At 59.7% G+C, this 18,657-nt stretch carries 17 protein-coding genes; 8 read left to right on the forward strand and 9 right to left on the reverse strand.

Going from position 1 to position 18,657, the window contains the following annotated elements:
* Positions 1–121: 121 nt before the first annotated feature.
* Positions 122–295, reverse strand: coding sequence for a hypothetical protein (locus ACSQ2W_RS14370; protein WP_436086853.1), 174 nt, complete (start codon positions 293–295; stop codon positions 122–124).
* 230 nt (positions 296–525) lie between these two features.
* Between ACSQ2W_RS14370 and ACSQ2W_RS14375 the strand changes: the two genes are divergently transcribed.
* The 7 genes from ACSQ2W_RS14375 to ACSQ2W_RS14405 all read left to right on the forward strand — a co-directional run bounded on the left by ACSQ2W_RS14375 (position 526) and on the right by ACSQ2W_RS14405 (position 10,452).
* Positions 526–915: a hypothetical protein gene (locus tag ACSQ2W_RS14375; protein WP_436086854.1), complete on the forward strand. Its 390-nt coding sequence runs from the start codon at positions 526–528 to the stop codon at positions 913–915.
* A 235-nt stretch (positions 916–1,150) separates the two neighbouring features.
* Positions 1,151–2,311, forward strand: a complete 1,161-nt coding sequence (locus tag ACSQ2W_RS14380; RefSeq protein WP_436086855.1) for a hypothetical protein — start codon at positions 1,151–1,153, stop codon at positions 2,309–2,311.
* Positions 2,312–2,366: 55 nt separating this feature from the next.
* A complete protein-coding gene (locus tag ACSQ2W_RS14385; RefSeq protein ID WP_436086856.1) occupies positions 2,367–2,990 on the forward strand; it encodes a hypothetical protein in 624 nt (207 codons plus the stop codon).
* 251 nt (positions 2,991–3,241) lie between these two features.
* Positions 3,242–5,161, forward strand: a complete 1,920-nt coding sequence (locus ACSQ2W_RS14390; protein WP_436086857.1) for an ATP-dependent nuclease — start codon at positions 3,242–3,244, stop codon at positions 5,159–5,161.
* A gap of 270 nt (positions 5,162–5,431) precedes the next feature.
* Positions 5,432–6,121, forward strand: a complete 690-nt coding sequence (locus ACSQ2W_RS14395) for a hypothetical protein (RefSeq protein ID WP_436086858.1) — start codon at positions 5,432–5,434, stop codon at positions 6,119–6,121.
* A gap of 785 nt (positions 6,122–6,906) precedes the next feature.
* The gene (locus tag ACSQ2W_RS14400; protein WP_436086859.1) at positions 6,907–8,262 is read left to right on the forward strand and encodes a TadE/TadG family type IV pilus assembly protein; all 1,356 of its coding nucleotides are present in this window, start codon (positions 6,907–6,909) and stop codon (positions 8,260–8,262) included.
* Positions 8,263–8,526: 264 nt separating this feature from the next.
* A complete protein-coding gene (locus ACSQ2W_RS14405) occupies positions 8,527–10,452 on the forward strand; it encodes a DEAD/DEAH box helicase (RefSeq protein ID WP_436086860.1) in 1,926 nt (641 codons plus the stop codon).
* A gap of 222 nt (positions 10,453–10,674) precedes the next feature.
* Here ACSQ2W_RS14405 and ACSQ2W_RS14410 read toward each other — a convergent pair whose 3' ends face one another.
* The 5 genes from ACSQ2W_RS14410 to pcaD all read right to left on the reverse strand — a co-directional run bounded on the left by ACSQ2W_RS14410 (position 10,675) and on the right by pcaD (position 14,421).
* A complete protein-coding gene (locus tag ACSQ2W_RS14410; protein ID WP_436086861.1) occupies positions 10,675–11,727 on the reverse strand; it encodes a 3-carboxy-cis,cis-muconate cycloisomerase in 1,053 nt (350 codons plus the stop codon).
* 108 nt (positions 11,728–11,835) lie between these two features.
* Positions 11,836–12,450: a protocatechuate 3,4-dioxygenase subunit alpha gene (gene pcaG / locus ACSQ2W_RS14415; RefSeq protein WP_436086862.1), complete on the reverse strand. Its 615-nt coding sequence runs from the start codon at positions 12,448–12,450 to the stop codon at positions 11,836–11,838.
* Positions 12,450–13,199: a protocatechuate 3,4-dioxygenase subunit beta gene (pcaH, locus tag ACSQ2W_RS14420; RefSeq protein WP_436086863.1), complete on the reverse strand. Its 750-nt coding sequence runs from the start codon at positions 13,197–13,199 to the stop codon at positions 12,450–12,452. The genes pcaG and pcaH overlap by 1 nt, the downstream gene beginning before the upstream one ends.
* A 12-nt stretch (positions 13,200–13,211) precedes the next feature.
* Entirely contained in the window at positions 13,212–13,616 is a 405-nt protein-coding gene (gene pcaC, locus ACSQ2W_RS14425; RefSeq protein WP_436086864.1) for a 4-carboxymuconolactone decarboxylase, read from the reverse strand.
* Between the two features lie 4 nt (positions 13,617–13,620).
* Positions 13,621–14,421 carry a 3-oxoadipate enol-lactonase gene (gene pcaD, locus ACSQ2W_RS14430; RefSeq protein ID WP_436086865.1) on the reverse strand — a complete coding sequence of 267 codons (801 nt, stop codon included), beginning with the start codon at positions 14,419–14,421 and terminating at the stop codon, positions 13,621–13,623.
* A gap of 94 nt (positions 14,422–14,515) precedes the next feature.
* Here pcaD and pcaQ point away from each other — a divergent pair, with 94 nt between their 5' ends.
* On the forward strand, positions 14,516–15,463 hold the full coding sequence (gene pcaQ / locus ACSQ2W_RS14435) for a pca operon transcription factor PcaQ (RefSeq protein WP_436086866.1): 948 nt from the start codon (positions 14,516–14,518) through the stop codon (positions 15,461–15,463).
* A 148-nt stretch (positions 15,464–15,611) separates the two neighbouring features.
* On the opposite strand, the gene ACSQ2W_RS14440 is transcribed toward pcaQ, so the two are convergent.
* The 3 genes from ACSQ2W_RS14440 to ACSQ2W_RS14450 form a co-directional block, all read right to left on the reverse strand.
* Positions 15,612–16,268 (reverse strand): sulfite oxidase-like oxidoreductase, encoded by a 657-nt coding sequence (locus ACSQ2W_RS14440; protein ID WP_436086867.1) that lies wholly within the window; start codon positions 16,266–16,268, stop codon positions 15,612–15,614.
* 106 nt (positions 16,269–16,374) lie between these two features.
* The gene (locus tag ACSQ2W_RS14445) at positions 16,375–17,820 is read right to left on the reverse strand and encodes an aldehyde dehydrogenase (RefSeq protein WP_436086868.1); all 1,446 of its coding nucleotides are present in this window, start codon (positions 17,818–17,820) and stop codon (positions 16,375–16,377) included.
* 23 nt (positions 17,821–17,843) lie between these two features.
* Positions 17,844–18,629: a coniferyl-alcohol dehydrogenase gene (locus tag ACSQ2W_RS14450; protein ID WP_436086869.1), complete on the reverse strand. Its 786-nt coding sequence runs from the start codon at positions 18,627–18,629 to the stop codon at positions 17,844–17,846.
* Positions 18,630–18,657: the final 28 nt, after the last annotated feature.

The following is an 18,657-nucleotide window of genomic DNA, read 5'->3' on the forward strand; positions in this document are numbered from 1 at the left end:
CACAAGAGGCAAGGGAAACCTTGCCTTTTCAAGTTTTCAGAGATGTATTTCGCGGGGCCCCGGAGCGGATATGCCGCTTTCGGGGCGTTTCCGCTTCTAGGACTTCGTCCTCCGGATGGCCCTAGAAAAGACCTTTGCGGCCTTCCGTGGCGTGTTCGCCTGCGAAGATGTGTTCCCGCACGCTGTCGGGCAGGTCGAACGGCGGGTCTTGGTTCTCTACGATGATGAATTGGGCGTCCCCAGACCGCGCAATGAGGTCGTTGTAGAAGTAGACCTTCAGATTCGCGGCTCCCAAGGCCTCTTCGTCAGGCGAAAGCGGGCCGTGCCGCGACTTCAGGGGGTCGCGGCCGCCGTTGACATTCTGTTCGAAAACGAAGGCGTCTGCGTGTCGAGGTCAAGCAATTTTCGCTCGTCGCCCGCAATCGGCCCTAACCGGGCTCTCGCGCCAGAACTGTGGTGTTGGTTAGCTTCTTTGTGGTAGGCATTCCCCGCCTCAGGCAGAGCCAACGAGATGGAGTCAGCCGCATGAAGTGCCTTCGCATCTATGCTACCCCGGATGGCGAGTCCCATTTTGATGAAATCGAGTTGCCAACAACGAAGAGCGCAGTACATCCCGACGCCGTTCCGTTCGACGTTACAGGTAGCTATCCAGCGTCTCGTGTCCGCATAACCCACATCCCGGCGGGGATGCGCGAGGTTGCTTGGCACAAGGTGCCGGAGCCGGTGCTCACGGTTAGACTGGACGGCTCAGTGGAATACGAGACGAGCGACGGAGAGGTGCGCCACGTTCAGGCGGGCAGCTTCGTGCTCGTGGAGGACACCCACGGTAAAGGTCATCTGTCACGCCATTCCCCGGAGGCACAGACCGTCATCTGGATTTCGCTACCGAACGGTCTTGAAATACCGCCAGCATAGTCGGTCCTAATGAGACGACCGCTTGTGGCGCATTCCAGCCGACATCGCGTCCGCTCCACTTGTACGGCGTTCAACGTCTTTTCGCGGCCCGCGCTTCCCCGGATATCCCGTTCCCTAAGTGCTGCGGTTCGTCAGCGCGTGTGTTGACTGGCGATCGCTTCTTATTGGCCATCACGCCCCTATATGTTGAACAGCGAAGTCTTCACCCATTGGCTTCGGGGTCTATGGAGGTGACATGACGCTTGAAGACTTCACGGCGAAACTGAACAGTTCGACTTTCTGGAAGGAATTCACCTATTCCGAGACCAAGTTTTCTCCGCGCCCCAAACAACAAGTCGAGCTGGCTGACGGAATCGTGCTGATCGGATCGCTGGCATACGTCTTCCAGCTCAAGGAACGCACGGGGGCCACAGAAGACCCAGACGCCGAGAGAAAGTGGTTCCGCAACAAGGTCCTCGGCAAGGCGACGAAGCAGATCAGGGACACCCTTGGTTACTTGTCGGCCCATGAAAGTATCCAGCTTACGAACACACAGGGTCATTCCCTTGAGGTCAGGGGTGCCGAACTGAGCGACATCAAGAAAGTGATCGTCTTCTCGGCGACGGATGCGTTGCCTCGCGACTGCCGCGAAACCCAGTTCTATGTCAGTGATACGGCAGGTTTCATGCACGTCATAGCTGCTCAAGATTATCTTGGTGTCCTCGACACGCTACGGGTTCCGAACGACATCCGGCTCTACTTCGAGTACCGGGAATCTGTCCTACCTCGGCTCCGTGAAGCAGGTACGGTTGTCGAGGAACCCGACATCATGGTCGCGTTCCTGTCCGAACTCGACCTTCCTGTGCCAGGGGCGCGGGAAAGGCTGCGCGGATTCGTTCAGGACCTGGAAGCGTTCGATCTCAGGAGCATTTTGGGGGACTTGCTGGCGCACATCCAGAATCCGGACCCGAACCATGACTATTACCGGATACTGCTCGAGTTTGCGCGTTCGTCGCGGTCTGTCTGGCGGGAATTCAAACTGCGCCTCGTCAAGTCTCTCGACGCATGCAAAGCCGGTAATCCCTGTCGTCCTTTCCGTTTCACGATTCCAGACAACGATTGCACGTTCATGATCGCGCCGCTTGACCCCGACTGGCCCTCGACGGGGTCAGACGGCGAGAGGATGCGGATCAACGCCCTCGTGATGTTCACCGAAGCGGCCAAGTATGCAGCGAAATCCACCAAAGGTGTCGGGCTGCTGGTCTCAAAGGATGGCGATTACATTTGCCTGGACTGGTGCCTGCTTGATTATCGCTGGGAGAAGGATGCAAGAATAGAAAACCTGCTGGCGACGACGGAACTCTTCCGCGATGTCAAAGAGAGGATGGTAGACAGCTTCTTTTTCAGGGGCGATTGACGTCCGCCAGAATGAGGTCATCTTCAGGCCCTCTATGCTTCAGAGGGCTGGCATCATGACAAAAAGCTGCGAAAATGCATTCGCCATTGTTGATCTTATTCGAAATGACGAGGCCTCCGGCACCTGCGGCGTGGATGCATTTTCCTTGGCTCTCATTAGAAGCGAACGACAGATAAGACGAGTGTTCACCAATCTGGTGTTTCAGGCGTCAGCATTCGAGCGTAAGGATGTCAATGAACTCAAGGACACCCTGGCCAAACGGAAAAGGCTGTACTTCCGCCATTTCAAAGTGGCCTTCGAGCAGTTGATAGGCATCCCGATCTCGGCCCTAGTCGTCGATTTTGATCGACTATCTGACAGGATGGAAGAAGCGGCGAAATACAGGAACAAACTGTTCCACGGTCAATTGACCGGCGACAGCCTTACAACTTCGCGCCTGCTATCACTCGAAGATGACGTTCGCGCTTGGTGTCTTAGCCTATCAGATAGCTCGAATGAGCGTTTTGGCTACGATGGCTTCGCGGGTAGCACTTCTTTCGTAAAAAACGGCAAGCCAGAAATTTCAAAAATTGTCGATCAGAGAATCTCATCGATCGGGGCCTATGGCGCTTTCCTGAAAGAACTAGAAGGTAAGGCACAACGGAAGACCGCGGATAGGGCGGATCAGAGTTCTCTGTAATGTTGAATTCGCGCAGCCGAGATGACGGTCACCCTGGTTTATGCCGTTCAGTAAAGTGCAACTGTGAATAATTGGCGCAGGGTGCCAGATGTCGGCGGTCGCAAATACAATTTTGACAAAGGTATTACTGGTTTGAAGTCTGTGGAACGCATCGACATTTCAGGTGAAAACCCGATGGCAATCCGATGGGCTATTGCAACCAAGGACAGCGCCGTACATCATTCTTCAAGCTATAAGTTTGAGGAAAAGCGATGCGACTGCGGACTGTCCAGATTAATAACTTCAAGCATATCCTCGATTCTTCTCCGGTGGAAATCGACGACGGGATCACCTGCCTTGTCGGAAAGAATGAATCCGGCAAATCCGCTTTCCTCGAGGCCTTGCGCCGCCTTAAACCCGCTCAAGGCGCAGTTAAGTTCGACTCGGCAAAGCACTATCCTGCGTGGCTGGAGAAGAAGCGTCGTCGCGAAGCCAAGGCTGACGGCAAAGACCTCGACGAAACGATCCCGATTTCAGCCACCTTCGAACTCGAGGCGAGGGATCATGAGGTCATCGAGGCTCTTTTCGGACCAGGTGTCCTAACTTCGACGAACTTCACTTACCAGCGTCGATATAACAACAACACATTCGCAATATTCGACACGGATGAGAAAGCGGCTGTCGCGAATTTTATAAGCGAACACGCCGCCGAAGGGGCGCTCGCCAAGCTGGGCTCTTGCAAAAGTTTCGAGGAGCTGCGAGCCGCGCTCGAGGCTTATGAGGACGACGAAGAAACAGACACGTCCGCCCAGCGCAAAGACCTGAAAGCGGCGATCGACGAACTTGTGCCGAAGAGTGCAACGATGCGATCCGTGATCGCCACAAAGCTAGCCGAGCTGGTTCCCAAGTTCTTCTATTACAGCGATTACAGCAGCCTCCCGAGCAGGGTTCCGATTAGGGAGCTGCTGAACGCCGATCCGGATACCTTGGATGAGAATCGGCAGACCGCCTTGGCCTTGCTCCAGCTTGCTGAGTTCGAAAAGGAACACCTCCTCGATACTGACTACGAAACGCGCAAGAGGGAGCTTGAGAACACCGCGAACGAGTTGACGCGCGAGGTCTTGGCCTACTGGTCGACCAATACCAATTTGCGCGTTCTCATCGACTTGACGATGACGAAAGAGCCCAACGGGAGGGTGGAAACGCCTGTCGTTGATGAGTTGCAGGTACGCATGTATGACGACAAGCACATGCTGTCTCTTCCATTCGACGAACGCTCGTCCGGTTTCCGTTGGTTCTTCTCGTTTTTGACGGCTTTCTCGCGCTATGAGTACGATAGCACACCCGTTGTCATACTCCTTGATGAACCCGCGCTGGGCCTTCACGCGAAGGCCCAGAAGGACTTCCTCCGCTTTATTGAAGAGAAGCTGTCGAAGCGCTGCCAGGTAATCTACACAACTCATTCGCCGTTTATGATCCAGCCAGACCGGCTCGAGCGTACGCGGCTCATTGAGGATAAGGGCCTCGAAAAGGGTTCCGTAGTCACCGCTGACGTTCTGACGACCGATAGGGATACCCTATTCCCATTGCAGAGCGCGCTGGGATACGACATCGCTCAGCATCTGTTCATCGCGAAAGACAATCTCGTTCTCGAAGGCCCGTCGGACTTCATATACCTGGACACGATTTCGCAGCATCTGAAGTCGATAGGCCGAACTGGACTCCATGATCGCTGGTCGATGATGCCGATTGGCGGGGCGGACGTAATTCCTGCTTTTGTGGCCCTCCTCGGGAACCACCTGGACGTCACCGTGCTCGTCGATTCCCGCAAAGAAGGGCATCAGAAGTTGACGTCGTTGGCGAAGGCTGGGTTTCTCACGGACAAGCGAATTATCACCGTTGGTGAGATGACCGACACGAACACGGCCGACATCGAAGACATCTTCGACGTGGATGACTACATCAAGCTTTACAACAGCGCTTTCGGAACGAAGATCAAGAAGTCGGACTTGAAAGGTTCCGATCCCATCGTCGCCCAGATAGCACGCCTTGCTGGTGAGAAGCGGTTTGATCACAATAAACCGGCGGACAATCTGCTGAGAAACAAGCACAAGTTGGTCCAGGAGCTATCAGAGACGACACTCTCCAACTTTGAAAAGCTCTTCGTCAGGATCAATGAAACGCTTGCCTAAAAATCTTCACCGTCGCGCCGAGGGCCTGAAACCGCCAATCCGCATGATGTAACGGAACAGCCCTGACATTTGGCGGAGATTGTGGCGTTTGCTACCTCAGTTCGGATGTTTTCCGTCGGGGTGACGCGATTGTCGATGACGACGTCCCTCAGAAACATCATGTACGCGAGGATGTCGTCATGGGGTCTTGCTTTTGTGTGCGCCATCGCCCGGTTGTAGACAAGGACCCAAGCGGATATGGCTCCGCTGAGGAGGAACCAGGGAGCATAAATGTACACGAGACAGTGGGCGCTGGATCGAAGACTGAAGGCTTTTCAGGAAACGATCGCTGCGCCGAATACGTACGCGCTCCGCAAGTCGTGGAGCGCGGAGGTCGAGAGCCTCGTACTTTCCAGTCGGCGATCCCAGTTCATCAGCGACGAGATCGATTACTTCAAGTACCGCGTCATCGAGATGAGCATTGTGTATCGGGAGCGTACACTCGCTATCGCACTTTTCCGCGAATGGTCCCTGACTGAGGGCTACTTTCCAAGCCATGAATACTTCGTCAAGGTGGCTGATGCGATAACCCAACAAGACTACGAGATGGCCGAATTCGTCGCGAGTTGTTGGGATGAGGACGACCATCCACTGTATTACGGGAATATCGTCCTTTTCGACCGGCTTTCGATAGCTGAACCCAGCCCCCTTATCTGGCCGTGCCTTCTAAAGGGCATTGATCGGCAGTTTTCAAGAAACGGATCGCTGATGGTTTTGAAGGCTTTCCCTCTGGAGTTCGAGGGGCGCATCGAGGACGGCACGGGTAGCAACATCGCCGACGGTCCGGAGTTTGACCTGCGTCAGGCTGCCATGAAGCGCCTCTATCGCTGGAGGCTCGATATGAACGATAGTGTCGGTGAACACGGCAAAGATGGCTGGATGTGGCGGACCATGCGGGGTCCCATTCCCGATTTTGGCTAGCCAGTCGCTGGCTTTTTGGTGGGTCTTTGGTCGGCAGTCCGGCGGCAACCGATGTCCGCCAGTCCAGGCTTCGAATGTTTCCGGATAGCCAACACGTTAAGCGAGAGGCGTACGAAGTCTGAATATCATCGGCATGCACCCCTCGATTTCTGTTCTTGGATACCCAGCACAATCGGATGTGACGATTCACCCGTCGCGGAACAATGAATGTGACGACCGCATACGAGGTAGCTGACGTCAGCCTGACAAAAAGGCAATGAAATCAATGACGGTCAGCTCCCACGTATGTGACGAGCCACATTCTTGTAGCGCGCCCCACGATCCTCTGAACTTACGCCACCGACATCTGAATTCGAGTGGCGTGACCGCAGGGTGAATTTTGTTCGTTCCGCCGGCCGCGGATTCCACATCAAGCGTCGTATATAGGCGTCGTCCATATTGTTTGGGAGGGGATGACACTATAAATGAGTGTTGTGTTGAAGTGATTCAATAAAAATCAGTTTGTTTCATTTTTACGCTGCTGATTCTTGCGTAATGTCATCCATGTCGGCGAATATCACTCGTTACGCCTCTCACATGTGTCGTTTTCGTTCAGAATATAGTGCTACATTGTTTTTTGTTACAATCATTAATTGCCAAAATTTGAATAACAACTTAATTTTGTTTGAATTTTATTTCGGTTAACTATTGCGCTTTACCGCCGTTTAGAACTTCACGGCTATTGTCTCGTCCGACGAGTGTAGATGCGTGGCCGTCGGCCGCGCGGTGAGGACGGGGTGGTCACAGTGCGTGTATTGAAAAAACTCTTGGCGGACCGGTCCGGCAATTTTGCCCTGATGGGCGCCATCGTGATTGTGCCCATTCTTGGCTGTGCCGGCATGGCCATCGATTTCGCCCGTGCCATGGAACTCAAGGCGCAGCTTCAGAACGCTGCCGACGCTGCCATCGTTGGATCCATCGCGGAAAAATCCGCCGGCGTTGCGCAGGCGATCAACATGCCGCAGGACGGCCCCGTTCCGCTCAGCGAAGAGGAAGCGGAGGCTCTGTTCGAGGCGCAAATGGACAGCAGCACGGGAAACACCCAGTACGACCCGGAGGCTGCGGCGGATCTGAAGATCGACACCGTGAACGCCTCGGTCAGAAAAAGCGGCAAGGACATCTACGCCGAACTGACCTATCAGGCGACCTTGAAAACATCCTTCCTGCGCGTCATCGGCAAGGAGAGCATCACGGTCTCCGGCAAGGCCACGGCCACCTACCAGTCGCAGTCCTTCATGGATTTCTACATGCTGCTCGACAACACGCCGTCCATGGGGGTCGCCGCGACGCCGGCCGACGTCGACAACATGATCAAGGCGACGGCAAAGGTATCGGATAGCGGCTCGAGAAACTGCGCCTTCGCCTGCCACATCGTTTCGGAAAAGGGCGTGATCAAGACCGACAGCAACTATTTCGTCGCCCGCAACAACGGCATCACCATCCGCATCGACGTGGTGGCAAAGGCTGTCGCGGCGCTGACGCTGGAGGCGGAGCGGACGCAGAGCTATTCCAACCAGTTCCGCATGGCTGCCTATACATTCGGCGAAACGGCGGTGGACGTGAAGCTCCTGAAGGTCGCGGCACTGACCGCCGACTTGACGAAGGTGAAGGCCGGTACCGACAAAATCAAGCTGATGAGCATTCCCTACCAGGGATACAACAGCGACCAGCAGACGAGTTTCGACAACGCACTGACCAAGATCAACGCCGAGATTGGAACGCCTGGCAATGGCACGAGTTCCGCCAGCCCGGAGAAGATCGTCTTCTTCGTCTCCGATGGGGTCGGCGACAGCTACAAGCCGAAGGGCTGCACGAAGAAGTTGACGGGATCACGCTGCCAGGAGCCGATCGACACGACCTTCTGCAAAACGCTGAAGGATCGCGACATCAAGGTCGCCGTCCTCTACACCACCTATCTGCCGCTGCCGAACAACAACTGGTACAACAGCTGGATCAAACCCTTCCAATCGGAAATCGGAACGCGCATGGAGGAATGTGCGTCGCCGGGCTTCTATTTCGAAGTGAGCCCGACAGAAGGCATCGAGGCGGCCATGAAGACCCTGTTCAACAAGGTGGTGCGGTCACCGCGCCTGACGAGCTAAGTTTCAACCTCAACAGAGGCGAACAAATACAGCACCACAGACAACAGCCATGCATCCGACGATGCATGGCTGTTCTAAATTGGGCTTTTCGCCGGATCTTGCCTGATCGGGTTTTGCCGGGCCGCCGCGTTCGCTCTGTACAATTCGCGCCGGGCACAGTAAGAGGACGCGCATGTATTGGCTTGCGACGTGCTGGCCGCGGGGACTGCGCTCTTCCTCATCGACCGAGACGCGCACGGCATCCGAATTCCGAAAGACAAACATATGACAGAGTTCGACAGCATCGCTCCGGCGATCGCTCATGCGTTGACGAAGCGCGGCTATTCCGAGTTGACCCCGGTCCAGAAGGCGGTTCTGGGCGCCGAACTGGAAGGCCGCGACGCGCTGGTCTCGGCGCAGACCGGATCGGGAAAGACGGTGGCCTTTGGCCTCGCGCTCGCCTCGACGCTGCTTGATGGGCGGGAGCGTTTCGCCCAGGCCGGTGCGCCTTTGGCGCTCGCCGTGGCTCCGACCCGGGAACTCGCCCTGCAGGTCAAGCGCGAACTGGACTGGCTGTACGAACTGACCGGCGCGACGGTTGCTTCCTGCGTGGGCGGCATGGACATGCGCAGCGAAAGGCGGGCGCTGGAGCGCGGCGCCCATATCGTCGTTGGAACGCCGGGACGTCTTTGCGACCATATCCGTCGCGGCGCTCTCGACATGTCGGCGCTGAAGGCCGTCGTTCTCGACGAGGCCGACGAGATGCTCGACCTCGGTTTTCGCGAGGACCTCGAATTCATCCTCGAGGAAGCGCCGGCCGAGCGGCGCACCTTGATGTTTTCGGCGACTGTGCCGCGCTCGATCGCCAATCTTGCCAAGAGCTACCAGCGCGACGCCGTCCGCATCTCGACCCAGGCTGAGCAGAAGCAGCATCTCGACATCGAATACCGCGCGCTAACCGTGGCGCCGTCCGACCGGGAGAACGCTATCATCAACGTCCTGCGCTTCTACGAGGCGCGCAATGCACTGGTGTTCTGTTCGACCCGTGCGGCTGTCAATCACCTGACGGCCCGCTTCAACAATCGCGGTTTCTCGGTCGTCGCCATGTCGGGCGAGCTTAGCCAGAACGAGCGGACCCATGCGCTGCAGGCGATGCGCGATGGGCGTGCCCGGGTCTGCATCGCGACCGACGTTGCGGCGCGCGGCATCGATCTGCCCGGTCTTGAACTGGTCATCCATGCCGACCTGCCGACGAACCCGGAAACGCTGCTGCACCGCAGCGGCCGCACCGGCCGCGCCGGCCGCAAGGGCGTCAGCGCCCTGATCGTGCCGAACAGCGCCCGCCGCAAGGCCGAGCGGCTGTTGCGCGATGCCAATATCACGCCCACCTGGGCAAAACCGCCGTCGGCCGACGACGTGACGCGCCGCGACGACGAGCGCATCCTGGCCGATCCGGCCTTCGAGGAGGCAATCCGCGAGGAAGAGCAGGATTTCGTCCGGGAGCTCCTGGAAAAGCACGGTGCCGAACAGGTTGCGGCCGCGTTCGTGCGCTTGTCGCGTGCCGGACGCTCGGCGCCGGAAGATCTGATGGACACGCCATCGTTCACGCCGTCGACGGATCGCGGCGACCGTCCGGAGCGTGGCGAGCCGAGGGCGCCGCGCGGCGATTTCGGTGACAGCGTCTGGTTCTCGCTGTCCGCAGGCCGCAAGCAAAATGTCGAGCCGCGCTGGCTGATCCCGATGCTCTGCCGCATCGGCCGTATCACCAAGCAGGAGATCGGCGCCATCAAGATGCAGGCCGACGAAACCTATGTCGAGATCGCCCGCGACTGGGTGGATCGTTTCGTCGAAGCGATCGGGCCGAAGCGGGCGCTCGAAAAGGGCATTCAGGTCAGGCAGCTCGACGGCATGCCGGATCTTTCCGGCGGGTCGCGCGGCGCGCCCTATGCGGGCAAGAAGGCAGGCAAGCCCGACTGGAAGAGCGAAGGCAAGCCCGATTGGAAGGGCTCCGATTGGAAGGGGGAAGGCAAGCCGAAGCGCAAGTTCGACGCAAAGCCGGAATTTGCCGGGGCGGACAATCGCTCTTCGGAGAAGACGGATACCAAGCCATGGAGCAAGAAATCCGGTAAGCCCGGTTTCGACAAGCCGAAATTTGACAAGCCGGGCGCCGAAGGCGCCAAGCGCAAGCCGTTCAAGAACAAGGCGAATTGAGTTTGATTCTCGGAGTTCTGGGGTGAACGGCTCCGACCTGGTGCCATCACTGCCCCTCACCCTGACCCTCTCCCCGTAAACGGGGAGAGGGGACTTGAACGGAGTTTGCCGCTTGTTCCTTCTCCCCGTCATAACGGGGAGAAGGTGCCCGACAGGGCGGATGAGGGGCGAGCCACGCGGCGGGAAGAACCCAACCCGTGGTCCAGCCTTTGATCATTCTTACTAGCTGCCAAGCCGTTTGATCTGGCCAACGAGCGTTGAAGCCAGCCGGAGGCTCGCGCCGCAGGCGATGGCCATTTGCGGCAGGATCATCCATTCGAGCGTCCAGGCGGCACCGGAGCGTTCCTGCTCGTGAACCATCGACTGGTGTATGCCGGAAAGCTGGACAGCATTGAAGCGGGCGAGCGCGACCAGCGCTTCGGCGGTCACCGGATTCTGCTTGTGCGGCATGGCCGAGGACCCGCCACCCCCCGACAATTCGATCTCATCGCCGGCCTGTGCCAACAGCGCGATGTCCTGGCCGAATTTGCCAAGGCTGCCTGATATCAGGGACAGGATATGGGCTAGGTCGGCGATCGTCGTACGCTGGCTTTGCCATTGCGGATGATCGGCGAGACCGAGATGTTCGGCAAGGGCCGCACGCACTGCGCTGGCCTTGTCGCCCAGCTTTTCGAGCGTGCCTGCGGCGCCGCCGAATTGCAGGGGGAAAGACACGACGGCCATTCGCTCCAGCCGGTCCTCGTAGCTGGCGAGCGGTGCACTCCAAGCGCCGACGCGATCCGAAACCCGGATGGCAATCGCCGCCTGCATGCGCGTCTTCGCCATCAGCGGGCTTGTACCCCATTGCCGGTTGATCTCCTCGAAAGCCGCGCGAAGCTTATCCAGGCGGCCGCACAGGAGCCGGCAAACCGATGTCAGGCGCAGCATCAGGCTGGTGTCGATCACATCCTGGCTGGTGGCGCCGAAATGCAGTTTTTCGGCAGCGTCTCCGCCGATCGCCTTGCGCAACTGGCGGACAAGTTCGGGGATCACCACTCCGTCCGTCGCCGTTGCGCGCCGTAGGGCGAGCACATCGGGGAGGAAGTTGCCGCAGATCTCGGTGATGCGTGCCGCGGCCACGTTGGAAATGACGCCATGTTCGGCCTCGGCTTTCGCCAGTGCCGCCTCGAATGAAAGCATGGCGCGGACGTCGGCGTCAACCGAGAAGAAGGCGGCGATTTCCTCGTCGCCCAAGAGGCCCGAGAGAAACGGATGATCGAAGACGGAGGCGGTCATGTCTTTCCCCAGGCCCTAGAGCGCTTCAGTTCTATCACGGAACGCTCTAACCCTTGTTCTTACGTATTTCCGGACGGAAAACCGTTTCACACTTTTCCCGGAAATGGCCTAGATGTCGAGAAAGACGGTTTCCTTCTCGCCCTGCAGGTGAATGTCGAACGTATAGATAGAGCCCTTGCGCGGCGCGACCAGTGTTGCGACGCGATGGCGGTGTTCGATGCGGGCAAGCAGCGGGTCTTCGGCATTGGCTTCCGGCTCGTCGGCGAAATACATACGGGTGTGCAATCCGATATTGATACCGCGTGCGACGATCCAGAAGGTGATGTGCGGCGCCATTTTCCGCCCATCCTTGTAGGGCGCGCGTCCAGGCTTGATTGTTTCGAAGGTGAAGACGCCTTCGTCAGCGCTGGTCGGGCAGCGGCCCCAGCCGGTGAAATTCGGGTCAGCGGTGCCGCGCAACTCGGAAGGACTGTTGTAGAGACCGGCCGCATCTGCCTGCCAGATTTCGACAAGCGCGTCCTTCAGCGGCGTTCCAGCGCCGTCGATCACCCGGCCACGCACGGTGATGCGCTCACCCAGCGTCTTGTCGTTGACCATCGATGAGCCAAGATCCGTCTCATAGATGCCGGCGATGCCCGCGAAATTGGGTGTGCAGCCGATATGAACGTAAGGGCCGGCGGTCTGCGACGGCGATTCCTTGAGGTATCCGAGATCCTGGACCATCAGTTGCCCTCCAGCCGGTTTTCAAACAGCGTCGAGCGGCGGCCGCGCAGCACGATGTCGAATTTGTAGGCGCGGGCATCCATCGGAATGGTGTTGGCCCAGTCGAGCGGCGCGATCAGCTGCTCGATGGCGCGGCGGTCCGGAATGGTGGTGACGATCGGACATCTCCAGATCATCGGGTCACCCTCGAAATACATCTGCGTGATCAGCCGCTGGGCAAAACCGTGGCCGAAGATGGAGAAATGGATATGCGCCGGGCGCCAGTCGTTGACGCCGTTCGGCCACGGGTAGGGGCCGGGCTTGATGGTGCGGAAGCGATAGGCGCCATCCTTGTCGGTGATGGTACGGCCGCAGCCGCCGAAATTCGGGTCGAGCGGCGCGAGGTATGTTTCCTTTTTGTGGCGATAGCGGCCGCCGGCATTGGCCTGCCAGAATTCGAGCAGCGCGCCGGGAACCGGCTTGCCCCGCTCGTCGAGTACACGGCCATGGACAATGATCCGCTCGCCGATGGCGCTCTCGCCGGACCTGGCGAAATTGTTGATGAGATCGTTGTCGAGTTCGCCGAGGATGGAGTGGCCGAAGACCGGACCGGTGATTTCGGAAATCGTGCCGTCGAGCGAGAGCAGCGCCTTTTGCGGCGAGCGCAGCACCGAGGTCTTGTAGCCCGGCGTCAGCGCCGGCGCATGCCAGGCGCGGTCACGCTGGAAAAACGCGCCGGTCTCGGGCTTCTTGTTGGAAAGGTCGGACATTTTCGCTTTTCCTCAGGCTGTCTGTTCGGCGTCCATCTGTTCGAAAACCTGCTTGGCGATCTTGATCGCGCGATTGGCAGCGGGCACGCCGGCATAGATTGCCACATGCAACAGCGCTTCGGCGATATCGGCGCGGCTGGCGCCGGTATTGGCCGTTGCGCGCACATGCATCGCCACTTCTTCGTCATGGCCGAGGGCGGCAAGAAGCGCGATCGTCACCATCGAGCGCTCCCGCTTCGTCCAGGTCGGCCGCGACCAGAGGTTGCCCCAGGCGGATTCGGTGATCAGTTCCTGGAACGGCTGGTCGAAATCGGTGGTGGACGACTGGGCCCGATCGACATGCTTGTCACCAAGCACGGCGCGGCGGGTGATCATGCCCTGACGGTAGCGTTCGGTCGGCGCGGCGGCATCATTCATGGCGTTACTCTCCAGACAGGACGATATCGATAAAGTTGCGCAGCACGGCTGTCAGCGCCTCCGGCTGTTCGACGCAGGGGATGTGGCCCGCATCGCGGATCACTTCGTAGCGCGCGCCGGGGACAAGCTTTGCGGTCGAGAGAACGAGATCGGGCGGTGTCGAGCCGTCCTGATCGCCGACAATACACAGGGTGGGCACCGCAATGCGCTTTGCGGCCTCGGTGAAGTCGGCATCGCGGATCGCTGCACAAGTGCCGGTATAACCGGTGACCGGCTGGCGGACGAGCATGTTGCGGTAGCCATGATAGGCGTTGTTTTCCGGCCGGCGAAAAGCGGGGGTGAACCATTTCTCGAGGACGCTATCGGCGATGCTCGCGATGCCGCTCTGCTCGACGGTCGCAATGCGCGCGTCCCATGATTCCACGGTGCCGATCTTGTGGGCGGTGTCGCAGAGAATGAGCGCACGCAACAGATCCGGTCGCGTTGCATACAGCCCCTGCGCGATAAGGCCGCCGACCGACAGGCCGCAGACGATCGCCTGCTTCACCGACAAGAGATCGAGCAGGCCGGCGAGATCGGAGACGTGTAGCTCCATCGAATAGGGGACATCGCCGATGTCGGAAAGGCCGTGGCCGCGCTTGTCGTAGAGAACAATGGCGAAGTCACCCGCAAAGCGCACGATCACGTCCCGCCAGATGCGGAAATCGGTGCCGAGCGAATTGGCAAAGACCAGCACCGGCTTGTCATTGGCAGCACCGATGACCTGATAGTGAAGCGTGATGTCGTTGATATGGGCAAACTGCACTGGAATTCTCCTCCGCCGCCAGATTGGGACTTTAATCTGGTTAGGTAAAATGACATTTTATTGCTTATCATTAACTCGCAGGTTATGAATCCTCATGATCGATGCCCGTGTAAAATTCCGCCATTTGCAGACCTTTGTCGAGGTCGCCCGCCAGAAGAGCGTGATGAAGGCGGCCGGCCTTCTTCATGTCAGCCAGCCGGCCGTGACCAAGACGATCCGCGAACTGGAAGAGGTGCTGGGCGTCAAGGTATTCGAGCGGGACGGCCGCGGCATCAGGATCACCCGGTACGGCGAGGCCTTCCTGCGGCATGCGGGGGCGGCGCTGACGGCCATCCGGCAGGGGCTGGATTCGGTCTCGCAGGAGCGCGCCGGCGAGGGGCCTCCGGTGCGCGTGGGCGCGCTTCCGACGGTGTCGACGCGGATCATGCCGCGGGCGATGGCGCAATTCCTGAAGGAAGAGACCGGCAGCCGCATCAAGATCGTCACCGGCGAGAATGCGGTGTTGCTCTCGCAGTTGCGGATCGGCGACCTCGATCTGGTCGTGGGGCGGCTGGCAGCGCCTGAGCAGATGACGGGATTTTCCTTCGAGCACCTCTATTCCGAGCAGGTCGTCTTCGTCGTGCGCAAGGGTCATCCGCTGCTTTCGGCAAAGCGGTCCGTGTTCGATAATCTCGCGGCCTATCCGGTGCTGATGCCGACCCGCGCCTCGATCATCCGGCCGTTCGTCGAGCGCTATCTGATCGCCAACGGTATTGCCAGCCTGCCGAACCAGATCGAGACCGTGTCCGATTCCTTCGGCCGCGCCTTCGTGCGGGCAAGCGACGCGATCTGGATCATCTCGACGGGCGTCGTTGCGGGCGATATCGAGGACGGCATGCTGGCGGCGCTGCCGATCGACACGAGCGAGACGAAGGGCCCGGTGGGACTGACGGTGCGGGCCAACGCCATTCCCTCCATGCCGCTTGCCATCCTGATGCAGACGATCCGCGAGGCGGCTGCCGAAGTCTCGGGCAAACCAGTGGAGGCGGCCGGGCGGCGATAGGGAACGCCGGACTGTCCGGAATCACAGGCGACGCGACAGACCTACAGCGCCGCGCGTCAAACATGACGCGCAAAGGACGCTGTAGCACTTTGAAACTGCTGCATAATTCCTTAAATCGATTCCGATTTAAGGAATTATGCAGTAGCCATCAATCGCCCGAATAGCGCTGCTCACGCCAGGGGTCGCCAAGCATGTGATAGCCGTTCCGTTCCCAGAAGCCTGCCTGGTCGCCGAGAAGGAATTCGATGCGGCGCAGCCACTTGGCGCTTTTCCAGAAATAGAGATGCGGGATGACCAGGCGCATCGGGCCGCCGTGGTCGCGCGTCAGCGGTTCGCCTTCCCAGGCGGTCGCGAGGATGCCGTTCTCGGAGGCGAAATCGTCAAGCGGCAGGTTTGTGGTGTAGCCGTCATAACTGGTCAGCATCACGAACCTGGCTTCCGGCGCCGGCATCACCAGATCGAGTAGGTCCCGGGTTGAGACGCCCTGCCAACGATTGTCGTAGCGCGACCAGGTCGTCACGCAATGGATGTCGGACAGCCTGTTGCTTTGCGGCAGGCGGTGGAAAGCGTCCCAGTCGAGTTTCATCGGATTTTCGACGGCGCCGATGATCTGCAGTGCCCATTCGGTTGTCTGGATACGCGGCTGCTGGCCGAGATCGAGCACCGGCCAGTTCTTGACCAGATGCTGGCCGGGCGGCAGGCGGTCTGTTTCCGCGCGGGTGAGTTTCCCTGTCAGGAACCTGCCTTGCTCGGCCCAGCGCCGTTTGGATGCGGTGAGTTTCGTCTCAGGAGTCTCGTCGGTCATGAGTAACTCGTTGCTTACGCCGGGCCGGCGGGGAATAGGCCGCGAAATTACAGGTTGAATCGCCCGCGAAGTCAAGCGCGGGCGAGATGCGCTCCCTTTGCGACGATCAGAAGGGATAGTGCTGGGCGGAATCCTCCACTGTGATCCAGCGCAAGTCGGTGAATTCGTTGATCGCCGCCTTGCCGCCGAAGCGGCCGTAGCCGCTGCCCTTGACGCCGCCGAAGGGCATTTGCGCCTCGTCATGCAGCGTCGGGCCGTTGATGTGGCAGATGCCGGATTCGATCCGGGCCGCAACCGCCATCGCGCGCTGGACGTCGCTGCTGAAGACGGCGGACGACAGGCCATATTCGGTGTCATTGGCGACGCGGATCGCTTCTTCCTCACCGGAGACGCGGACGATCGGCTTGACCGGGCCGAAGGATTCTTCCGAATAGACGCGCATGTCGGGCGTTACATGATCGAGCAGCGTTGCCTCGACCACGGTGCCGGAGCGCTTGCCGCCCGCCACCAGTTTTGCGCCCTTCGCTGTCGCGTCGGCGATCAGTTCTTCCATTTTGATGGCTGAATCGAGGCTGATCAGCGAGCCGAGCACAACGTGGCCACGCGGGTCGCCGGCGGGGAGCTGGCTGGCACGAGCGGCCAATTTGGCGACGAACTGATCGGCGATGGCCTCGTCGACGATGATCCGCTCGGTCGACATGCAGATCTGGCCCTGATTCATGAAGGCGCCGAAGATGGCGGCGTTGACGGCCCCGTCGATATCGGCGTCATCGAGGATGACCAGCGGCGCCTTGCCGCCGAGCTCGAGCAGGGCTGGCTTCAGGTACTTGCCGCAGGTCTCGGCGATGATCTTGCCGACCCTGGTCGAGCCGGTAAAGTTGACGCGCTTGACGGCCGGGTGGGCAATCAGGGCGGCGACGATTTCCGGAGCGTCCTCCGGCGCGTTGGTGACGACATTGATGACGCCGGCGGGCAGGCCGGCCTCGGACAGTGCGGTGGCGATCAGCCGGTGCGTGCCGGGGCATTGTTCGGATGCCTTGAGGATGACGGTGTTGCCGCAGGCAATCGGCATGGCAACGGCGCGGGTGCCGAGGATGACGGGTGCGTTCCAGGGCGCGATGGCAAGGCAGACGCCGGCCGCCTGCCGAACGCCCATCGAGAGCGTACCGGGCTTGTCGGAGGGAATGATCTCGCCCGAGATCTGCGTCGTCATCGAAGCGGCCTCACGCAGGATATTGGCGGCCAGCATGACGTTGAAGCCAGCCCAGGGGGCGGTGGCACCCGTCTCCTCGATCATCAGTTTGGTGAATTCGCCGACCTTGGCGTCCATGATGTCGGCCGCCTTCATCAGGATCGTGCGGCGCTGGCCGGGGCCGGTCTTCGACCAGGCGGGGAAAGCGGCTGCGGCGGCATCGATGGCTGCGGCGACATCGTCCAGCCCTGCTGCGGCAGCACGGCTTGCGAGCTTTTCGGTAAAGGGATCGATCCGGTCATAGGTCCGGCCGCTCGAGGCTGCGCGGTCGGTGCCGTTGATGAGAAGGGAAATGTTCATGAGGGACTCCTTGAGGGAATGAATTAGAAGCCGAGGACTTCGGCATTGATCGAGGCTTCGAGGCCGCCATCGGCGGAAAGATTGACGCCGTTGATCCAGCGGGCGCCATCAGAGCAGAGGAAGAGGATCGCCGGTGCGATATCGGCGGATGTGCCGGCGCGGCCGACGCGGGTGATGTCGCTGTCGACGCGGGCATCCCCGAGCACGGCGCGGAACTGTTTGAGGATCGGCGTTTCGACCGGACCGGGGCTCACCGCATTGACCCGGATGCCGCGCTGCTTGAACAGCGGCTGATGGGCGGCGCGCATGGTCCAGAGCAAGAGCAATTCCTTGGAGAGCGGATAGCCTTCCTCGTCCCTGAGGTCGTGTTCGGCGGCAACCGTCGACACGTCCGGGAAGCCATCGATGCCGGTCAGCGCCTTTGCCCGCTCGAGATTGGCGCGCCAGCCGTAACCGGCGATAGACGCGACATTGACGATGGCGCCGCCTTCGCGCAGGCGCGGCGCAACAGCTTCGGACAATGCCCGTAGGCCGTAGAAATTGACTGATAGCGTCGGGACGACGCCGGTATTGCCGGAGAGGCCGGCAACATTGGCGAGCGCGTCGAGGCGCATCGGAAGCTGCGCGACGATGTCGGCGACGCCGGCTGCGGTCGAAAGGTCGCCTTTGATGAAGGCGGCGCTTCCATTGGCTGGTTCGTGGACGTCGACGCCGATGACCTCGGCGCCCATCTGGCCGGCCAGGTCGGCCGTGCGCGCGCCAATGCCGGAGGCGACGCCGGTTACCAGGATGGTTTTACCGAAAAGCATGAAGTTCACCTTTCACAAGAGAGTCCGG

It is taken from the genome of Pararhizobium sp. LjRoot255 (genome assembly GCF_964252905.1).
In the GTDB taxonomy this organism is placed as follows: Bacteria; Pseudomonadota; Alphaproteobacteria; order Rhizobiales; family Rhizobiaceae; genus Pararhizobium.